Raw genomic sequence first — 18153 nt, 5'->3', positions numbered from 1 at the left:
TATTAATCAATAAAAATTAATATTAACTTTTATATTCGCAAAAAAAAATAAATGAAATTACCCCATTTCTTTCGATTATCAGTCTTAGGTTTTTTCTGTATTTTATTTGTATCCTCCTGTGTTTCAAGGCAGGAGATTGTTTACTTCCAAGGTTTGGAAGAGGCGGAAGCAAAAATGGAAGAGAGAACTAATAAGAATTTAAAAATAAAACCCAATGATTTACTTACCATCAGCGTGGCGGCAGCTCAACAAGAAGCTGCATTACCCTTTAACCTTCCAGTTATTGGCGTTCCACAGGATGGAGGCGAAATGGGATTAAGTGCTACTGGCAGACAGCAATTACAAACCTATTTAGTGGGTGAGAAGGGCTTTATTGACTTTCCATTTCTTGGAGAGGTTAATGCGAGCGGCTATAGCCAGGAAGAGCTGGCTGACAAATTAAAAGATCAAATTAAAAGATATATACAAAATCCTATAGTAAATGTTAGGATAGTGAATTTTCAGATCAGCGTATTGGGAGAGGTGAACCGCCCCGGTACTTTCCAGGTGCAGGATGACTATTTTACTTTGCCTCAGGCTTTAGGTCTTGCGGGTGATATGAGTATTTATGGAAAACGGGATAATATACTAGTGATGCGAGAAGAAAATGGAAGAACAACCCACGCCTATCTTGACCTTGGAGATGGGGATATTATAAATTCCCATTACTATTATTTACAACAAAACGACGTAGTTTATGTTGAACCCAATAGCCCCCAAATGCAAAGTGCAAGTTATAACAGGAATGCAGGTGTCTACATTTCTATCGCATCAGTTATAGTTTCTGTCGCTGTACTCTTAACCAGATAATAAATTATGTCCCAAAAAAAACATACCCCAAATAGACCGCATGAAGAAGAAATGAATTTCAGGGAAGAACTGGATAAATACTTAAGGTTCTGGCCCTGGTTCATTATAGGCGTTATTATTTGTGTTGTATTTGGAATCGTATATTTTAAAATTACTACTCCACAATATGTAACAAAAGCCAGTATCATTATTAAGGATGAAGAAAGTAAAGGCCCGTCTTCTGAAATGGCTGCTTTTGCCGATCTCGGTTTTTTAGGGGGGATGGGTGCCAGCAGCATCGAAAACGAGATAGGTATCATCAGGTCTAAAACTTTAATGACCAAAACGATAAAAGCCCTTGATCTAAATATCACGTATTATGAAGAAAGTGGTTTAAAAGCCGAAGAGCTCTATAGTGCAAGTCCATTTAAGGTCACAGTACTGCAAATGGAAGAAGAAATCCTTAGAAATGTCATCAACGAAGAACTCGGAAATCGATTTGCAATTAGACCAAAATCTAAAACCAATTTTGAATTAATAAATACCCAAACCGATGAGATTTTTAAAGGGGAATTTGGGAAGGTTTTAAATATTGGATTTGCAGATATTACTTTAGAAAATACAGGATTTGAACTGGAAGCAAAACGCCCAGAAGTTACTGTACAGTTTAGTCCCTTGGAGGCAGTGGTAAGAAAATACCGGGAAGGGGTTCAGATGAATTTAACCGATAAGAAATCTAGTCTTTTAGAATTACATTTAGAGGATCCCGTTAAAGAAAAAGCACAGGATATTCTTGATCAATTGATTCTAGAATATAATCGTCAGGCTATTGAGGATAAGAACTTGGTAGCAACAAATACGGCGGCTTTTATTGATGAACGTTTGAGTATAATCAATCGGGAACTCGATTCTGTGGAAGTAGGGAAGGAATCATTTAAGGAAGCTAATCAACTGACCGATATTCAAGCCGAATCTGAATTGTTTATTGAAAATGCCAGTGAATATAAAAAGCGGCAACAGGAAGTTGGTACCCAATTAGAACTAGCCAATGCGATGCTGGAGCATTTAAAGGGCAATAGACCAATTGACCTTTTGCCAGCTAATCTTGGAATTCAGGAATCCGGAGTTAACGAGATGATCAAAGAATATAATACCCTGGTTTTAGAAAGGAATAGAATATTAAGTGCTTCTACAGAAGAAAACCCCGTGGTTTTAAGACTGAATTCCCAGATAGACCAGATGCGTGGAAATGTATTACAAAGCCTGGAAAGAATGCGAAGTAATCTACTTATTGCACAGAAAGATCTAGATAGGCAGGCAGCCTTAATAGGATCGCAAATATCGGCCATTCCTTCCAAAGAAAGACAATATAGGGGAATTGAAAGGCAACAGAATATTAAGGAAGCGCTCTATTTATTTTTACTGGAAAAACGAGAGGAAAATTCCTTGTCCCTGGCTGTTACCGCTCCTAAGGCAAAAATCGTGGATAGCGCTTATAGTGATGCCGAACCTACTTCTCCAAAACCAAGTATTATTTTGGTTGCTTCGCTTTTATTAGGGGTATTGATCCCCTTTTCAATTATTTATTTGAAAAATTTATTGAACAATAAGGTAGAGAGTAGGGAAGACTTAGAAAAGCAGGCCAAGGAAATTCCCTTGGTAGGCGAGATTCCAAGGGTAGAAAAAAAGAACAGTGAGATGGTCTTGAAGAACGATCGTAGTGTTTTGGCAGAAGCCTTTAGGATATTACATACTAACTTGCAATATCTTATTTTAAATACTGGTGATAAGAGCGGAGGAAATACAATTTTTGTCACTTCCACTGTAAAAGGTGAGGGGAAAACTCTGGTGTCATTTAACCTGGCAGTTACCCTTGCTAATACCAATAAAAAAGTTCTAATCGTAGGAGCCGATCTTAGGAATCCGCAATTGCAACGGTTTGAAAAGGACGCAAGACAGCATGTAGGGGTTAGTGATTATCTGGCCAATGATAAGCTTTTGCTTAAAGATCTGATAAGATCAACTAATTCTGATAATCCTAATTTAGAACTCTTGCCGTCGGGTACAATTCCGCCTAATCCCTCAGAATTATGGAGAAGAAAGAAAACCGGAGAGATGTTCAGGGAACTTGAAAAAATGTATGACTACGTAATTGTAGACACCGCCCCCTCTTTACTGGTTACTGATACCTTTCTGATCAATAAGTGGGCAGATATTACACTCTATGTGGTTAGGGCAGGCTATACCGAAAAGAAACTATTACAGTTTGCTGTGGATTCAAAAGAGGATGGAAAGTTCCATAACCTTAGTTTTGTACTAAACGATGTAAAGTTGGTGAATTTTGGTTATGGAAATAAGTACGGCTATGCTTATGGAGAAGAAAAAAAACCTTTCTTAAAACGTTTATTTAACAAAGCTTCAATATTTTAATCTATTTATGTTTTTCTTAAAGTTAGATTTTTTTGATAATTGAATTGGAACTTTTCGAGGCTAAATTTCTCTGCCTAATGAAAAAAATATTTTTTTTAAGCTTTTTTAGTCTGATAACCTACAGCACCTATGCCCAGTGGGATTTTGAAGGTTCAATTAATTTGAATGCTTATATTTATGAAGGGGTAGCAGAAAAGCTTCCTTTCTGGATGCACCATAACCAACGTGGCCGGGTTTCTGAAAATACGAATATTTCAGGTTGGATTTCGGGAAGGACTTTCAATGAATTTAGCAACGGAAATTCCCTGGAGATTGGCGTCGGTGTCTTATATCAGGATGGGGTTCATGATGAAATTTTCCTGGATGAAATCTATGCGGCTTTTAATACCGATTGGCTTGAAGCCGTAATTGGCCGAAGGCAGCAAAAAGAGTTGTATGAAGGTTTAAGTGCTACTAATGAAAATATGTTATGGTCCTTAAACGCCAGGCCAATGCCGGGAGTATCTTTATCAACAAATCGTACGATTTTCTTTACTCCGGAGTCAGCCTATGGTTTTGAAGCCAGCTGGAGTGAATATTTAATGGGCGATGATCGTTTTGTAAAAGGAGCGAGATTGCATCATAAAAGCATCAATTTTGTATACCAACCTAATCCCGATTTTCAGCTTAAATTAGTGGTTCGGCATTTTGCACAATGGGCAGGGGATTCCCCCAAGTCAGGACCACAACCCGACGGGTTTTCAGATTATATAAAAGTGATTTCCGGAAGGGAAGGTGGGGAGAATGCTGTGGGAGGTGACCAGGCGAATGTATTGGGCAATCATTTAGGTACCTATGAATTGGAAATTAGCAAAAAGATTAATCGGGAACTTGAATTAAGTTTTATCTACAATCATATGTTTGAGGATGGCTCGGGTAGCCGGTTTGCGAATTTTCCCGATGGGAGATATGGATTTTTTCTGGATTTTGAAGATAACCAAAGACTGGTTAATGGTATTTTATATGAATTTTTCTATACCCGAAACCAAAGTATCAATGCCGGATCTCCTCATGGGGCCGATAATTACCTCAATAATTTCTTAACCTATCATTCCGGTTTTACTTATGAACGTAGAATTATAGGACTTCCCTTTTTTACCTACGATGAAGAATTAGACCAGGTAGTAAATAGTAAGTTTAGTGTACATCACCTGGGAATTTCCGGAAATTTCTCCAATTACTTTGTGAGTTATCCTTGGAAGTTGCTACTGAGTTTTTCTCATAACGAAGGTAGGTACGGTAGGTATTATACCCCTAACCGGGATATTTTGGCGGGATTATTTGATATTAAAGTATTACAATCTTTTGTGCAATTGAATCTGCAATTTGGAGTTGAACTAAGCAATATGGCTGAACCCCTTTACGGAGCAGGAATTAATTTGAGAAAAGAATTTTAAGCTGTTAAAATAACTTTTAGAAAGAATAATTTAATAAGAATCCGTGCAAAAAACGATGTGATTTTAATCAATTATACTTATCACTCGCAATAACTTAAAACCCCTTGAGCAATCAAGGGGTTTTGTTTTTTAAGGTAAAAGGCAGGAAAGTCAATCAACAATACCTATCTTAAAAAAACAATATGATTCGACTCATAAATTTTGAGTAGATAATTGGGCAAATTTGAACTCTAATAAATCCAATATTTTCATTGGATTTATAGGAAATAAAAAATAAAAACTATGAAGAAGCCAATTAAGCGACATGAAGCTCTTAAACCTCTTAGCAGGGAACATCATCACGGCTTATTGTTGTGCTGGAAAATAAGACAGGGCGTAAAAAAAGAGGTGGAGGTTGCACGAATAAAAGCTTATACCGAATGGTTTAAAATTCATTATCTCGATCCGCATTTTGAAGCCGAAGAAGAACATATATTTCCTGTACTGGGCAATGATCATGAACTTGTTAAACGAGCTTTAAAAGAACATCGCCGGCTAAAGCGATTGTTTTCCCAGGATACTGAAGTTGAGATTGCTTTAAATAATATTGAAGAAGAACTGGATAGCCATATTAGGTTTGAAGAACGTGTTCTTTTTAATGAAATTCAGGAAGTTGCTTCAGCTGAACAACTGGCAAATATTGAAAAGCATCATAACGGAATCCAATTCTCTGATGACGACTGGCAGGATCATTTTTGGGAAAATTAATTCAATTTTAATTATCAAGTTTCAGTTTATAACAAGAATCGATTTCCGCAGAAGTGGGTATAAAAAAATATAATGAGTACAGGGGTTAATTTTTCAACAAAAAAATCTTCAAAATTAAATCTGGTATTAGAGGAACATCATCATGCATTGCAGGTATGTTCCAGAATTCGGGAAGGTTTGGAGAACGATGTTGAATTGGAACGAATAAGAGCGTATACCAACTGGTTTCAAACACATTACCTGGAGCCCCATTTTGAAATTGAAGAAAAATATATTTTCCCCAGACTTGGTTATAACGTAAGAGTAAAAAGAGCGCTTGCGAATCACCGGCGCATTAGAAAGCTATTAAGTTGTGGCTGTGCCGATGAAAAAGTACTCAATTTACTGGAAGAGGAACTGGCTGCGCACATACGTTTTGAAGAACGCATTCTGTTCAAAGAAATTAGCGATAAAAAAGAGCTGGCAGAACTCGAAAAGCAGCATCAGAGCTTATCTTTTTCAGAAGAAAACTGGAAAGATCCGTTTTGGGCTTAAGAATTTTCTTTTAAATACCATAAGTTTTATATTTTTATTTGACTGCATTCTCTTTATCTCCCTGTGACGAGATAAAAGGAATTCTTGGCGCCAGAAAATATCCCGTTAAACTGGCAAAAAGAATGGGGATAAAATATCCAAATCCCGTTAAAGTTGCGAGTAAAATAGTGGTACTCATTGGGGTTCTGGTTACACAGGCATTTATAGCAGCCATACTGGTAACAACTGCTAAAGAAAGGTTAGTAGATGGGAAAAGCTGGTGAATAATTAATCCCAGGCTTGCGCCTACAAAGAATAGGGGAATAATAAATCCGCCCCGCCAACCCGAAGTAACAGTAATTGCAATGGCAAGGATCTTAACCAGGAGTATAGCCACAAGAAACTCTAAATCAAAGTCGGTTAGTAGAAGATCGTTGATTTCGTGATGCCCAAAATACCGGGTTATCGGAAAATAAAAAGCTATAATGCCGAGAATGATTCCGCCGATTAAAGTTTTATAATATATTGGAAAATTCAGCTTATAAAAAACCGATTTTAAAAACTTTGTACAGAAAATAAAGACCCAACCAAGGAACGTTGCCACTACTGCAAAGAGCACCGCATAAGCAAAATCGAATTTATCTTCCATAATATAGGAAGGAAGATCCCAGATTGGACCTATCCCAAGATGTATAATTAGCGCAAAGATGATATAGCTAAAACAACTGGCCACAAAAGCGGGCATTATTGCTTTATAATATGCTGCAGCATGCTTGTGATGCAAAATTTCTAAAGAAAAAAGACTGCCGCCCAGGGGAGCGCCAAAAAGCGCGGTAAAACCAGAAGCCATTCCGGCAATACTTAGAGATCGTAATTCTTCTCCTTTTAATCTCAACATTTTTCCCAGCCAGCTTCCGGTAGATCCGGTTACCTGTACCAGGGGTGCCTCAGGGCCTAAACTCCCTCCGGCTCCCACACACAGCAAAGAAGACAAAACCATGGAAAGATTATTTTTTGGGTCCAGCTTTCCTTTATTAAACCTGATATTATTTACGATCAACTGAATTTCTCCCGGGTCTCCAATAAGATGAATAATTAAACCGGCCAGTAAACCTGCCAAAGCCATAGTTGGTATTACCTGCCAACCTTCGAAAAAAGCCAGTCCGTGCATCACCATTTCCAGGGCAATCCAGTACACGCCAGAAATTATACCACCCACAACCCCAAGTAGTGCCCATAAGAAGAAATTTCGGCTAAATACAAATGGATTAAACCTTAAGGGTTTGTCCAGCACATCCAGCGACCTGATTAATTTTCTTTTAGTCTTTATTTTCACTTTTTAATCCGGTTTAAATAGTTTGTCTATCTTTTAATAGGCCTTTTTCAGAATTTTCGGCTAAACTATAATAGTTTTATAACTATTCCTTTTATAAATACCTGTTTTTTATAAGCTATTTAAAATTTTTATCTTGGTAGGGAAGAAAGAATTTGGAAAACTTAATTCTCAGAATTTATACTTCTAAAAATGGGAAGAGGCCTGGTGTTGATGATTTTATGTTTTGGAAAGTTTTCAAATTAATGACTATGATCATTTTTTACAGGATGCTAAATTTTGAAGTTTGCACCCAATAAATTAAAAAATATAGAATATTCTCTTTTTAAGATTATATAATTGATAAAATAATAAAAGCTCCAATAAATATGGGTAAACCTTCTTCTACTTCTCATAGAATGCTCTTTTTAAATACCCTGGCATTCACCATTTGTTTCGCAGTTTGGATGTTTAACGGGGTTACGGTAACCTTTCTCGTAGATAATGGCGCTTATGACTGGAGTTCGGTTCAAATTGGATGGCTTCTGGGGATACCGGTACTTACTGGTTCGCTCTTTAGATTGCCCTTAGGAATTATGACCGATAAATTTGGTGGAAAATGGGTTTTTGGTGGCCTATTACTGGTTAGTGCAATTCCTATGTTTTTACTACAATATGTAGATTCTTTCCTTGGATTTGCCTTGTGCAGTTTTGGTTATGGTCTTACAGGGGCTGGTTTTGCCGTTGGTATTGCATATACTTCAGTCTGGTACGAAAAAGACTGGCAGGGCAGGGCACTTGGTATTTTTGGGGCCGGAAATGCAGGGGCAGCATTAACCACATTATTTGCACCCACAATTCTTCAGAATTTAACCAACAACGGCGCAGATATGGAGCAATGGAGAATTCTTCCCGTGATCTATGCTGCCATTCTGGTTGTTATGGCAATTATTTTTGTGGTATTTGCCAAAAATAAAAAACCGGAAACTCAGCGCACAATAAAGAAGCTTATGCAGCCTCTTAAAAGTATTCGGGTTTGGCGTTTTGGCCTGTATTACTTCCTGGTTTTTGGATGTTTTGTAGCATTTTCGCAATGGCTGGTGCCTTATTATGTAAACGTCTATTATCTCCCTTTGGTGACAGCCGGGATACTGGCAGCAGCCTTTAGTTTCCCTTCAGGAATTATTAGAGCGCTAGGCGGTTGGATGTCAGATAAATGGGGAGCCCGTAAAGTGATGTACTGGGTTTTAGGAACTTCTCTTGCAATTAGCTTTTTGCTGATTTTTCCCAAAATGGAAATTTACTCACCCGGAAACGGAATAATGGCCAAACAGGCCGGAGAGGTTACCGAAGTTTCAGAATCAAAAATTACCGTTGCCGGAATTGAGTATGATGTAATTCCTAAAAATGAGACAGATTTTGAAGAAGCCGAAGGTGCTTTTGTATTTCCGAAGAAAGAAACCTGGCAGGAGCCGGTGGTAGAAGAAGGGCAACAGGTAAAGAAAAAGGAATTACTGGCCAGCGGAGAAACCAAAATATTCTTTGAGGCCAATGTTTGGGTATTTACTTTCCTTGTTATCATTTTAGGAAGTATCTGGGGTGTAGGAAAAGCAGCAGTTTATAAACATATTCCTGAATATTTTCCGGATGAAGTAGGGGTAGTAGGAGGAATGGTTGGAGTCCTGGGAGGTTTAGGTGGATTTGTGTGCCCTATTATCTTCGGATATTTGTTAGACGGCTCGGGGCTATGGACCAGCGCCTGGATGTTTACCCTTGTACTCTCGGTAATTTGTCTTTGGTGGATGCATAGAACTATTCAAAAAATGATGCATAAAGAACAACCAAAACTGATGCGCCAAATTGAAGCTAAAAATGATAAAAAATAGACTAAACCCTGAATACTATGAATACTAACCTTGATGAGTGGAATGTTGAAGATCCCGATTTTTGGGAGAAAAAAGGTAAAAAAGTAGCCTATAGAAACCTGTGGCTTTCTATCCCGGCATTACTACTCTCGTTCGCGGTGTGGATGATGTGGAGTATTATTACTACCAAAATGAAAGAATTTAATTTTCATTTTGGAATGATCACTCCAGATATGTCTGAAGCAATGGTCAAAGAACAACTGGCCGTAATCAATAATTTATATTACACCTTACCGGCAATTGCTGGTCTCGCCGGCGCAACCCTTAGAATTCCTAATTCTTTTCTTATTGCACTGGGAGGAGGTCGTAACGTGGTGTTTACTACAACTACACTTTTGTTGATACCTGCTTTTGGAGTGGGATATGCGCTTTCAGATCAAAGTACACCATACCTAACCTTTGCTATACTTGCCCTTTTATCGGGCTTTGGAGGAGGAAATTTTGCCTCTTCTATGAGTAATATTAGTTATTTCTTCCCGAAAAGAATTCAGGGAACTTCTCTTGGTCTAAATGCGGGAATAGGAAATCTCGGCGTTGGGATTATGCAAAAAATGATTCCCTTTGTTATAGGAATCTTTCTTTTTTCTGCAGTGGGAAGTGGAGGGGAAGTTGTAGAAGACCAACCTCTTGCCGGTCTCCAGAATGCCGGGTGGATATGGATTCCTATTGTGGTTGCTGCCGTAGCCGCATACTTTGGAATGAACAATGTTATTACCGGTACCCCTAAACTTCCCACTACTTTTCAGGGAATTGCAAAAACGCTTTTTATGGTGGGCATTGGCCTGGTGGCTGCCGCGGTAGGTTCTTATTTACTGGTAGGGCTTGAGATTAATATGTGGCTTGTGTTACCTGTGGTGGTAATACTTACACTGCTGCTCATGAAATATCTGAGTCCCGGCGATATTAAGCAGAGCCTTAACAAACAGTTTTCTATTCTTAACGATAAGCATAACTGGATAATGACCATAATATACACCATGACCTTTGGCTCTTTTATAGGATTTTCAGCTGCGTTTCCTAAACTTTGTCAGGATATCTTTGTATATACAGATCCTGCCAATCCGCAGTATGTAAATCCAAATGCGCCCGATTTCCTTACCTGGGTTTTTATTGGTCCTATGTTAGGAGCAATTGTAAGACCTGTTGGCGGTTGGTTGTCTGATAAAATTAATAGCGGTTCCAGGGTAACTACCTATAGTACTTTGGTGACGGTTATCGCCACTTTGGCGGTAGCATATTTTGTAATTCAGGCCAGGGACAGTGCAACCCCAGAAGCTTACTGGTGGCCTTTCTTTGCTTCTTTTATGGTATTATTTGTAACCACGGGAATAGGAAACGGCTCTACTTTTAGAAGTATACCTTACATTTTTAGTAAAGAAAAAGCAGGGCCGGTACTTGGTTGGACTTCAGCCATTGCGGCGTATGGTGCTTTTATAATTCCACAGGTATTTGGAGAACAAATTCAAATGGGAACACCTGAATTTGCTCTTTACGGATTTGGCGTATATTATGTTATTTGTCTGGTACTTAACTGGTGGTATTATGACAGGGCTGGATCTGGAATTGAATGCTAATCATTTCAAAATTTCCTTAAAATATAAAACCTCTTCGGCCCACAGGTCGGGGAGGTTTTTTTAAATCGTTCAGTTTCAGTTATATCCTTATATGAGTTGACTTTAAATAAGAAGTTAAATCAAAAACCTGATATATATCATATTTTGCTCTCGCAGTATTCCTCAATTTCGTCTTCTGAAAATCAAATAATTTGTAAAATTTTATACTTTATTCTTAATAACTGAAAATCAAAATTGTAGAACCTGTAATAATTTAGACTGAGTTTAAATTATTTGGAATTAACGAAATATGCTTGAAGAAAGCTTCTCAAAATCTATATATTTATAACACCCTCAATTTTAAGAATTGTTAAAGCCTACATACCTATGTTCAGACTTTTTAAAACCTTAAACCGGCTGGCCTTAATAAAAGCAACTATCGCAGCGGTACTTACCATTGCTTTGGTGCTAATTGGTTCAAGAAATCTTCAAAACTTTGACCCTGCATTAATTGCATATTTAATAGGTACTGTGTTTGCAATTTTTGGAATTGCTTACAGGTATTCAGTTTGGATTCAAAGGCCACCAACAAAACTTTACTGGCGCAGAAGTATGCAGTTTTTGTTTAGCAAATACTTTTTTCCATACTTATGGCGTTCAACAAAGTTATTCTTTAGAAATATTCTTTTTCAAAGATTCATCGCCTACAGAAGCAGAACAAGATGGTTTGGGCATTTTATGTTGGCAACGGGTTGCTTATTAGCTTTTGCCATCACAGTTCCTTTAACTTTTGGCTGGATCCATTTTGTACTTAAACCCGGTGATGAAACTACCTATTACGCCTTATTATTCGGATTTGAAGCCGGTTCATTTAGTCTTGGCTCTCCGCTTGCATTTATTGCTTTTCACGGCCTGGTTTGGTGTTCGGTTTTGGTTACTATTGGGGCAGTTATGATGATGAAGAGAAGATTTACCGATGGAGGATTAATCGCCACCCAAAGTTTTGAAAATGACTGGTTGCCCTTAATTCTTTTAATCGCTATTTCGGTTACCGGTTTGGGCATTTCTTACGATTATACCTTTTTAGAAGGGAAAACTTATCAGTTTATGGCGGTAACCCATGCGATTACCGTGGTACTATTCCTGGTATGGCTTCCATTCGGGAAATTCTTTCATATCTATCAGCGTTTGGCGCAATTAGGAGCAAATCTTTATAAAACCGAAGGTAAACGGAGAGGTATGGCCACCTGCCCTCATACCGGAAAAGAGTTTGCCACCCAAACTCATATAAACGATCTTAAAAAGGTTTCTAAAGAGCTTGGTTTTAATTATGACAAGGAAGGTGGAAGGAATCATATGGATTTAAGTCCGGAAGGTAAACGTTCCGCTTTAGCTACAGCGCATTTAAAAGCCAGAAAGGAAGGCGGAAAATTATTCGGTTAAAAAAGAAAAAAGAAAAAGAAAATGGCAAAACTTCCAGTTTCAGTAGATAAAATTATAGAAAAGCACGGGCCGCATAAGGCTTATGCTCCCCAGACGGGATTTCAGGGGAATAAAGAACCAGATAAGCTGGTAAAAACTCATTGCTGTTACTGCGGAATGCAATGCGGAATAAAATTAAAAGTAAAAGACAATAAAATCGCCGGTTTTGAACCCTGGGAAGAATTTCCTTTTAACGAGGGGCGTTTATGCCCAAAAGGGGTTATGCGGTATATGCAGAACAATCACCCGGACAGGCTAATGGATCCTGTAGAGAGAGTAGAAGGGAAAGGTTTTAAACCTGTAGACTGGGAGCATGCCATGGGCAGAACGGTAAACGAAATAAAAAGAATACAGGAGAAATACGGCAAAGATGCTTTTGCGATGCTCTCTGGGGTGTCGCTTACCAATGAAAAAAGTTATATGATTGGCAAGTTTGCCAGGGTAGCTTTAAAAACAGCCAATCTTGATTATAATGGCCGCCTCTGTATGGTAAGCGCCGGGGGCGGAAACAAGAAAGCTTTTGGACTTGACAGGACTTCCAATAGTTGGGCAGATCTTAAACATGCCGAAGTAATTCTTATTGCCGGGGCAAACGTAAGTGAAACTTTCCCAACCTTAACGCATTATATATGGCAGGCCAGGGATAATGGCGCCAAACTTATTGTGGTAGATCCAAGAATGATTCCGCTTGCAAGAACTGCAGACCTTCATTTACCGGTAAGGCCGGGAGGTGATTCAGCACTTTTTGGAGCTATTTTAAAAATTATGGTAGATAACGACTGGTTAGACCATGACTTTATTGATAACCATACCACCGGTTTCCAGGATACGATTGATGCTGTAAAAGATTATGATCTGGACTGGGCTGAAGAGCACACGGGAATTTCTAAAGATTTAATTTACCAGGCCGCTGAAATGTGGGGGAAAGCAAACACCAGCTTCCTTTTACATGCCCGCGGAATTGAGCACCATACCAAGGGAGTAGAGAATGTTTTAAGCTGTATCAATATAGTATTGGCTTCTGGAAGAATTGGTAGACCATACTGCGGTTACGGAACCATCACCGGCCAGGGTAACGGCCAGGGAGGTAGAGAACACGGGCATAAATGTGATCAATTGCCCGGTAACCGGGACATTACAAATCCCGAACACCGTAAATATATTTCAGAAGTTTGGGGTATAGATGAAAAAGATATGCCGGGTAAAGGTTTATCTGCTTACGAACAAATTGAGGCAATTCATCGTGGAGAAATTAAAGGGATGATCTCTATTTGTTTTAACCCGTTAGTTTCACTTCCAAATAACAATTTTGTACGGGAAGCTCTGGAAAAACTCGAATTCTATGTTTGTATAGATACTTTTTTAAGTGAAACGGCTCGTCACGCCGATATTGTGATGGCGGGATCCCTGCACGAAGAAGAAGAAGGAACAGTAACTACTGCTGAAGGGCGGGTTGTGAAAATTAATGAAGCTATTACTCCACCTAAAAACACAAGAAGAGACGGCGAGATTATTATGGAATTAGCAGCCAGGCTGGGAGAAAAGGATAAATTCGATTTTGCTACCAGTGAGGATATTTTCAACGAATTAAGAGTAGCTTCAAAAGGTGGTACAGCCGATTATTACGGAATAACCTATAAAAAAGTGGTGGACAATATGGGAATATTCTGGCCGTGTAAAACTTTAGATGACCCAGGAACTCCCAGGTTATGGGAAGATAAAAAGTTTGCAACCGCAGATCAAAAAGCTCACTTTAATCCTGTAAGTTATCGTCCTGCTTCAGAAATGCCGAATAAAGAATTCCCGGTAGTATTAACTACGGGTAGGGTAGTTTCCCAATATTTAAGCGGTTCTTCTACAAGAAGAATTGGAAAATTAATAGATCAATACCCTGAGCCTTTACTGGAAATACATCCAAAACTTGCTTTTCAGTATGGAATAGAAAATCACGATCTAATTAAAGTGAAAACCAGAAGAGGTGAAGCAGAATTCCCGGCGCACGTGGTAGAAACCATTAGAGAAGATACGGTATTTATACCTTATCACTGGGGAGGAAAACATTCAGCCAACCAACTAACTATAGATAATTTAGATCCTGTTTCTAAGATTCCTGAATTTAAGGTTTGCGCCTGTCAGCTAGAGAAAACCGGGCAAAAAGGTTCTCAACATCTTACTGATACTGCTTATCAAAGTTCATTGTAGGAGGAGTAATAAGAGACAGGAATCAACAGAAAAGAGGAGAGAGTGGAAATTTGAAAATACAGAAGCAGCTGTCCAGGATAGCATTTTATAATATCGTGGCTAATAATTTTAATTCAAATTAGAAAACATAAAACAGAGAAAGAAATTAAAAACCTAACCTTTAAAACAAACAATTATGCCGGAAACAAATTATGATCAGGAAATGGCCTTTTTCGTAGACATGCAACGTTGTATTGGTTGTCATGCCTGTGAAATGGCTTGTGCTGAATGTGAAACGAATGGCCAGGAAAGTATGATTCACGTGAATTATGTAGATAGGGAAAAAAGCCCGCAAACTACCGTACAGGTTTGTATGCATTGTGAAGATCCTACCTGTGCAAATGTTTGTCCGGCAGATGCAATACATCAGGATGAGTTTGGAGTTGTACACTCTGCAAACACTTCAAGATGTATAGGTTGTTCAAACTGCGTTCTTGCCTGCCCGTTTGGAGTTCCAAAGAAAATGGAAGAAGCCGAACTTATGATGAAATGTAATATGTGTTACGACAGGACCAGTGCGGGTAAAAAGCCAATGTGTGCTACCGTATGCCCAAGTCAGGCGCTTTTCTTTGGTACTAAAGAAGAAATAGAAAGAATGAGGCCAGACAGCGAGCCTGTAAATTCTTTCCTTTTTGGACAGCAGGAAGTAAATACAAAAGTAAATGTGATGATGCCTAAAGGTACACATCAGTTAATTATCCCATAACTTAAAATACTATGGCAAAGGAAGATTCAAATTCTGAAAGGGAACCAAGTTGGAAAAGTGATTTCCCTATAGAAACCAGGCGTGGCACGCACGTAAGTAGAAGGGAATTTGCAAAATTTCTCGGTTTATTATCAGGCGCTTTTGCCTTAAGCAATGGTTTTATTGTAATTAAGGCAATGGCTTTTCCGGCAGAAAAGCTGGAAGGGGAACATTTTGTAGTTAATGAAGATGAAGTTGGAGTAGGCGAAATGTTTCAGTTTGAAATTCATGGAGCCAAAAAAATTCCTTATATTCTCATTCATTTAAAAGAAAACGAATGGCGTGCTTTTGAACAAAAATGTACCCACCTTACCTGTGCGGTAAGATATCGTAAGGACGAGAATAAAATAGAATGTCCCTGCCATAACGGTTGGTTTAGTGCAGATACCGGTGAGGTATTGCAAGGGCCACCTCCAAGACCATTACCTCAATTAGAAGTGGTGGTAAAAGAAGGGAAAGTATACGTAAAAGAAGAAAATGAGGATCAAAATATATTGTAATGAGTGATTTTAGAACATCGCAAAACGAAGCACATCCCAATAAGACTAATACCATAATGACCGGTATTATTCTATTGCAAATTCTGTTTGTAAGTATACAAATATGGTTTTTATTTGGTGCGCTTAATAATGCATTAGAAGGTAATTTGTTCTTTGCAATTACTACGTTTGTAGGATCGCTATTAATGGCCTTAGCTTCTTTTTGGGTACTGCGGTATCTACCCGAACCCTTAAAAAAGAAACCAAACAATAAACCCCGAGTGGATGTTAGTAGACAACCATAAAAGAATACATGATTATTTAAGAATTTCGCTTACAGATAGCTGCAACTTTCGTTGCCAGTATTGTATGCCCGATGAGAACATACAATGCCTACCTAATAAACATCTCATGCAGGTTGATGAGATTGAAAAAATTGCAACCAAATTTGTAAACCTGGGAGTTAATAAAATAAGGCTCACAGGAGGGGAACCTCTTGTGCGAAAAGAATTCAGGGAAATTTTAACCCGGCTCTCCAAACTTCCGGTAGAAATAAGCCTTACCACCAACGCTGTACTTGTACATAAGTTTATAGACGCCTTTAAAGCTGCCGGAATACGCGCGGTAAATGTTAGCCTTGATACTTTAAATGCCGAAACTTTTAAAAGGATCACTAAGAGAGATCAGTTTGATTTAGTATGGCGAAATATTCAATTATTGCTGAAAGAAGGTTTTAGGGTTAAGATTAATGCAGTAGCAATTGAAGGGGTAATTGAAAAAGAAATCCTGGATTTTGTAGAAATAACCAGGGATTTGCCTTTACATGTACGTATGATAGAATTTATGCCTTTTGAAGGAAATCACTGGAATAGTAAAAAAGTGATTACAGCAACTCAAATGCTACAATGGGCAGAAGCCGAATATGATATGGTGAAGTTGAAAGACAAACCTCATGCCACTGCCAAAAAATACAAAGCCATTGGTCATGAAGGTACTTTTGCCTTTATCACTACTATGACCGAGCATTTTTGCGGCGATTGTAACCGTATGCGAATTACAGCCGATGGAAAAATGAAAAATTGCCTCTTTGGTAAAGACGAAATGGATCTATTGGGCACCCTCCGAAAAGACGAAGATATTGAGCCACTCATTAGATTATCGGTTTTAAAGAAACATGCAGTGATGGGAGGCCAGTTTAATAAATCGTATAAAGACACCGAGACTACTCAACTGGAGAATCGAAGTATGATTAGAATTGGCGGATGATATCAGTAGAACAGGCTAAAAAAATCCTTTCTGAAAATTCAGAAAAGGGACAAATTATAGAAAAAAGCCTTGGTGAATGCCTGGGCTTAATACTTGCTGAAGATATTTATTCTCCCATTGATGTTCCTTCTTTTGATAATTCAGCAATGGACGGCTATGCGATGAATTTTGAGGAAACTAACCGAAGCTGGGAAGTTTCAAATACAATTCAGGCAGGAGATACTTCAGAAATTAATATTGCACCAGGTAAAGCTGCTCGTATTTTTACGGGAGCAAAAATTCCTAAAGGGACCAATACTGTAATTCCGCAGGAATTGATAGAAACAATTGAAGAAGGGCAAATCTCTTATAGTGGAGATAAAATCTCTACCGGTAGCAATGTGAGGCTAAAAGGTTCTCAATCTAAGAAGAACTCTTTAATCCTTGAAAAAGGCCAGGTTTTAGGTGCCGGTCAAATTGGGCTACTCGCTTCGGTTGGAGTTGCACAGGTTAAGGTATTTTCTCCTCCAAAAGTTGGTTTTATTGTTACAGGGAACGAATTGAAAGAACCTGGGACACCTTTAAAAGATGGAGAAATATATAATTCTAACGGGCCTATGCTTGAAGCACTTTTAAAAGAAAGTTGTGTAAGGAAAATTAAGAGTTACAAAGCCGAGGATGATAAAGATAGCCTTCAAAAAATTATCGACTTAGCACTTTCTGAAAATGATATTCTTCTTTTAAGTGGCGGGATTTCAGTGGGAGATTACGATTTTGTAAAAGAGTGCTTAAATACCGCTAAGGTTAAAGAACTTTTTTATAAGATAAAACAGCGCCCCGGAAAGCCAATGTTTGCAGGAAAAAAAGATAAAAAATTAATTTTAGCCTTACCGGGAAATCCGGCTTCGGTTCACAGTTGTTTTATTCAATATGTTAGACCGAGCATTAATTTTTGGCTGGGAAAAACCGCCGTATGGGAAGCAGATCACAACCTGGAAATTTCTGAAGACATCCCGAAAAAAACTGGATTTACTCACTTTATGAAGGGCAAAAAAAATGGCGACAAAGTAGAACTTTTAAAAGGTCAGCAATCTTTTAATCTGCAAGCTTTTGCTACGGCAGAATGTCTATTAGAATTACCCGCAGAAAATTCGGTAGTGACCGCAGGAACAAAAGTAAAAGTTTACGACCTTTAAGATTATTTATAAGTTTTGATA

15 protein-coding genes are annotated in these 18153 nt (G+C 38.3%); 14 read left to right on the top strand and 1 reads right to left on the bottom strand.

All coding sequences use genetic code 11. The features are described 5' to 3' along the window. Positions 1-51 precede the first annotated feature (51 nt). The 5 genes from BM084_RS07655 to BM084_RS07635 all read left to right on the top strand — a co-directional run bounded on the left by BM084_RS07655 (position 52) and on the right by BM084_RS07635 (position 5975). On the top strand, positions 52-849 hold the full coding sequence (locus BM084_RS07655; protein WP_093304084.1) for a polysaccharide biosynthesis/export family protein: 798 nt from the start codon (positions 52-54) through the stop codon (positions 847-849). 6 nt (positions 850-855) lie between these two features. After that, positions 856-3258 (top strand): GumC family protein, encoded by a 2403-nt coding sequence (locus BM084_RS07650; RefSeq protein WP_093304082.1) that lies wholly within the window; start codon positions 856-858, stop codon positions 3256-3258. A gap of 77 nt (positions 3259-3335) precedes the next feature. Continuing rightward, on the top strand, positions 3336-4694 hold the full coding sequence (locus tag BM084_RS07645; RefSeq protein ID WP_093304079.1) for a capsule assembly Wzi family protein: 1359 nt from the start codon (positions 3336-3338) through the stop codon (positions 4692-4694). Positions 4695-4976: 282 nt separating this feature from the next. Further along, positions 4977-5441, top strand: coding sequence for a hemerythrin domain-containing protein (locus BM084_RS07640; protein WP_093304077.1), 465 nt, complete (start codon positions 4977-4979; stop codon positions 5439-5441). A gap of 72 nt (positions 5442-5513) precedes the next feature. Continuing rightward, complete coding sequence (locus BM084_RS07635) at positions 5514-5975, top strand: hemerythrin domain-containing protein (RefSeq protein WP_093304075.1); 462 nt, start codon at positions 5514-5516, stop codon at positions 5973-5975. A 34-nt stretch (positions 5976-6009) separates the two neighbouring features. On the opposite strand, the gene BM084_RS07630 is transcribed toward BM084_RS07635, so the two are convergent. Next, positions 6010-7290, bottom strand: a complete 1281-nt coding sequence (locus BM084_RS07630) for a chloride channel protein (RefSeq protein WP_093304072.1) — start codon at positions 7288-7290, stop codon at positions 6010-6012. 365 nt (positions 7291-7655) lie between these two features. Here BM084_RS07630 and BM084_RS07625 point away from each other — a divergent pair, with 365 nt between their 5' ends. The 9 genes from BM084_RS07625 to BM084_RS07585 all read left to right on the top strand — a co-directional run bounded on the left by BM084_RS07625 (position 7656) and on the right by BM084_RS07585 (position 18132). Beyond that, positions 7656-9152, top strand: a complete 1497-nt coding sequence (locus tag BM084_RS07625; protein WP_093304070.1) for an MFS transporter — start codon at positions 7656-7658, stop codon at positions 9150-9152. A 17-nt stretch (positions 9153-9169) separates the two neighbouring features. Further along, positions 9170-10765: an MFS transporter gene (locus BM084_RS07620; protein WP_177195675.1), complete on the top strand. Its 1596-nt coding sequence runs from the start codon at positions 9170-9172 to the stop codon at positions 10763-10765. A 366-nt stretch (positions 10766-11131) separates the two neighbouring features. Next, positions 11132-12187 carry an MFS transporter gene (locus BM084_RS07615; RefSeq protein ID WP_093304064.1) on the top strand — a complete coding sequence of 352 codons (1056 nt, stop codon included), beginning with the start codon at positions 11132-11134 and terminating at the stop codon, positions 12185-12187. A 21-nt stretch (positions 12188-12208) separates the two neighbouring features. Next, the gene (locus BM084_RS07610) at positions 12209-14428 is read left to right on the top strand and encodes a molybdopterin oxidoreductase family protein (protein WP_093304061.1); all 2220 of its coding nucleotides are present in this window, start codon (positions 12209-12211) and stop codon (positions 14426-14428) included. A 175-nt stretch (positions 14429-14603) separates the two neighbouring features. Next, entirely contained in the window at positions 14604-15173 is a 570-nt protein-coding gene (locus BM084_RS07605) for a 4Fe-4S dicluster domain-containing protein (RefSeq protein WP_075324698.1), read from the top strand. A gap of 11 nt (positions 15174-15184) precedes the next feature. Next, the gene (locus BM084_RS07600; protein ID WP_075324697.1) at positions 15185-15712 is read left to right on the top strand and encodes a QcrA and Rieske domain-containing protein; all 528 of its coding nucleotides are present in this window, start codon (positions 15185-15187) and stop codon (positions 15710-15712) included. Next, on the top strand, positions 15712-15996 hold the full coding sequence (locus BM084_RS07595; RefSeq protein WP_075324696.1) for a DUF6755 family protein: 285 nt from the start codon (positions 15712-15714) through the stop codon (positions 15994-15996). Before BM084_RS07600 ends, BM084_RS07595 begins: the two co-directional genes overlap by 1 nt. Next, positions 15977-16957: a GTP 3',8-cyclase MoaA gene (gene moaA, locus BM084_RS07590; protein WP_093304059.1), complete on the top strand. Its 981-nt coding sequence runs from the start codon at positions 15977-15979 to the stop codon at positions 16955-16957. Before BM084_RS07595 ends, moaA begins: the two co-directional genes overlap by 20 nt. Beyond that, positions 16954-18132: a molybdopterin molybdotransferase MoeA gene (locus BM084_RS07585; protein WP_093304057.1), complete on the top strand. Its 1179-nt coding sequence runs from the start codon at positions 16954-16956 to the stop codon at positions 18130-18132. The genes moaA and BM084_RS07585 overlap by 4 nt, the downstream gene beginning before the upstream one ends. The last annotated feature ends 21 nt before the right edge of the window (positions 18133-18153 follow it).

It is taken from the genome of Salegentibacter agarivorans (genome assembly GCF_900113135.1).
Classification (GTDB): domain Bacteria; phylum Bacteroidota; class Bacteroidia; order Flavobacteriales; family Flavobacteriaceae; genus Salegentibacter; species Salegentibacter agarivorans.
This window is presented reverse-complemented; position numbering and strand designations above follow the sequence as displayed.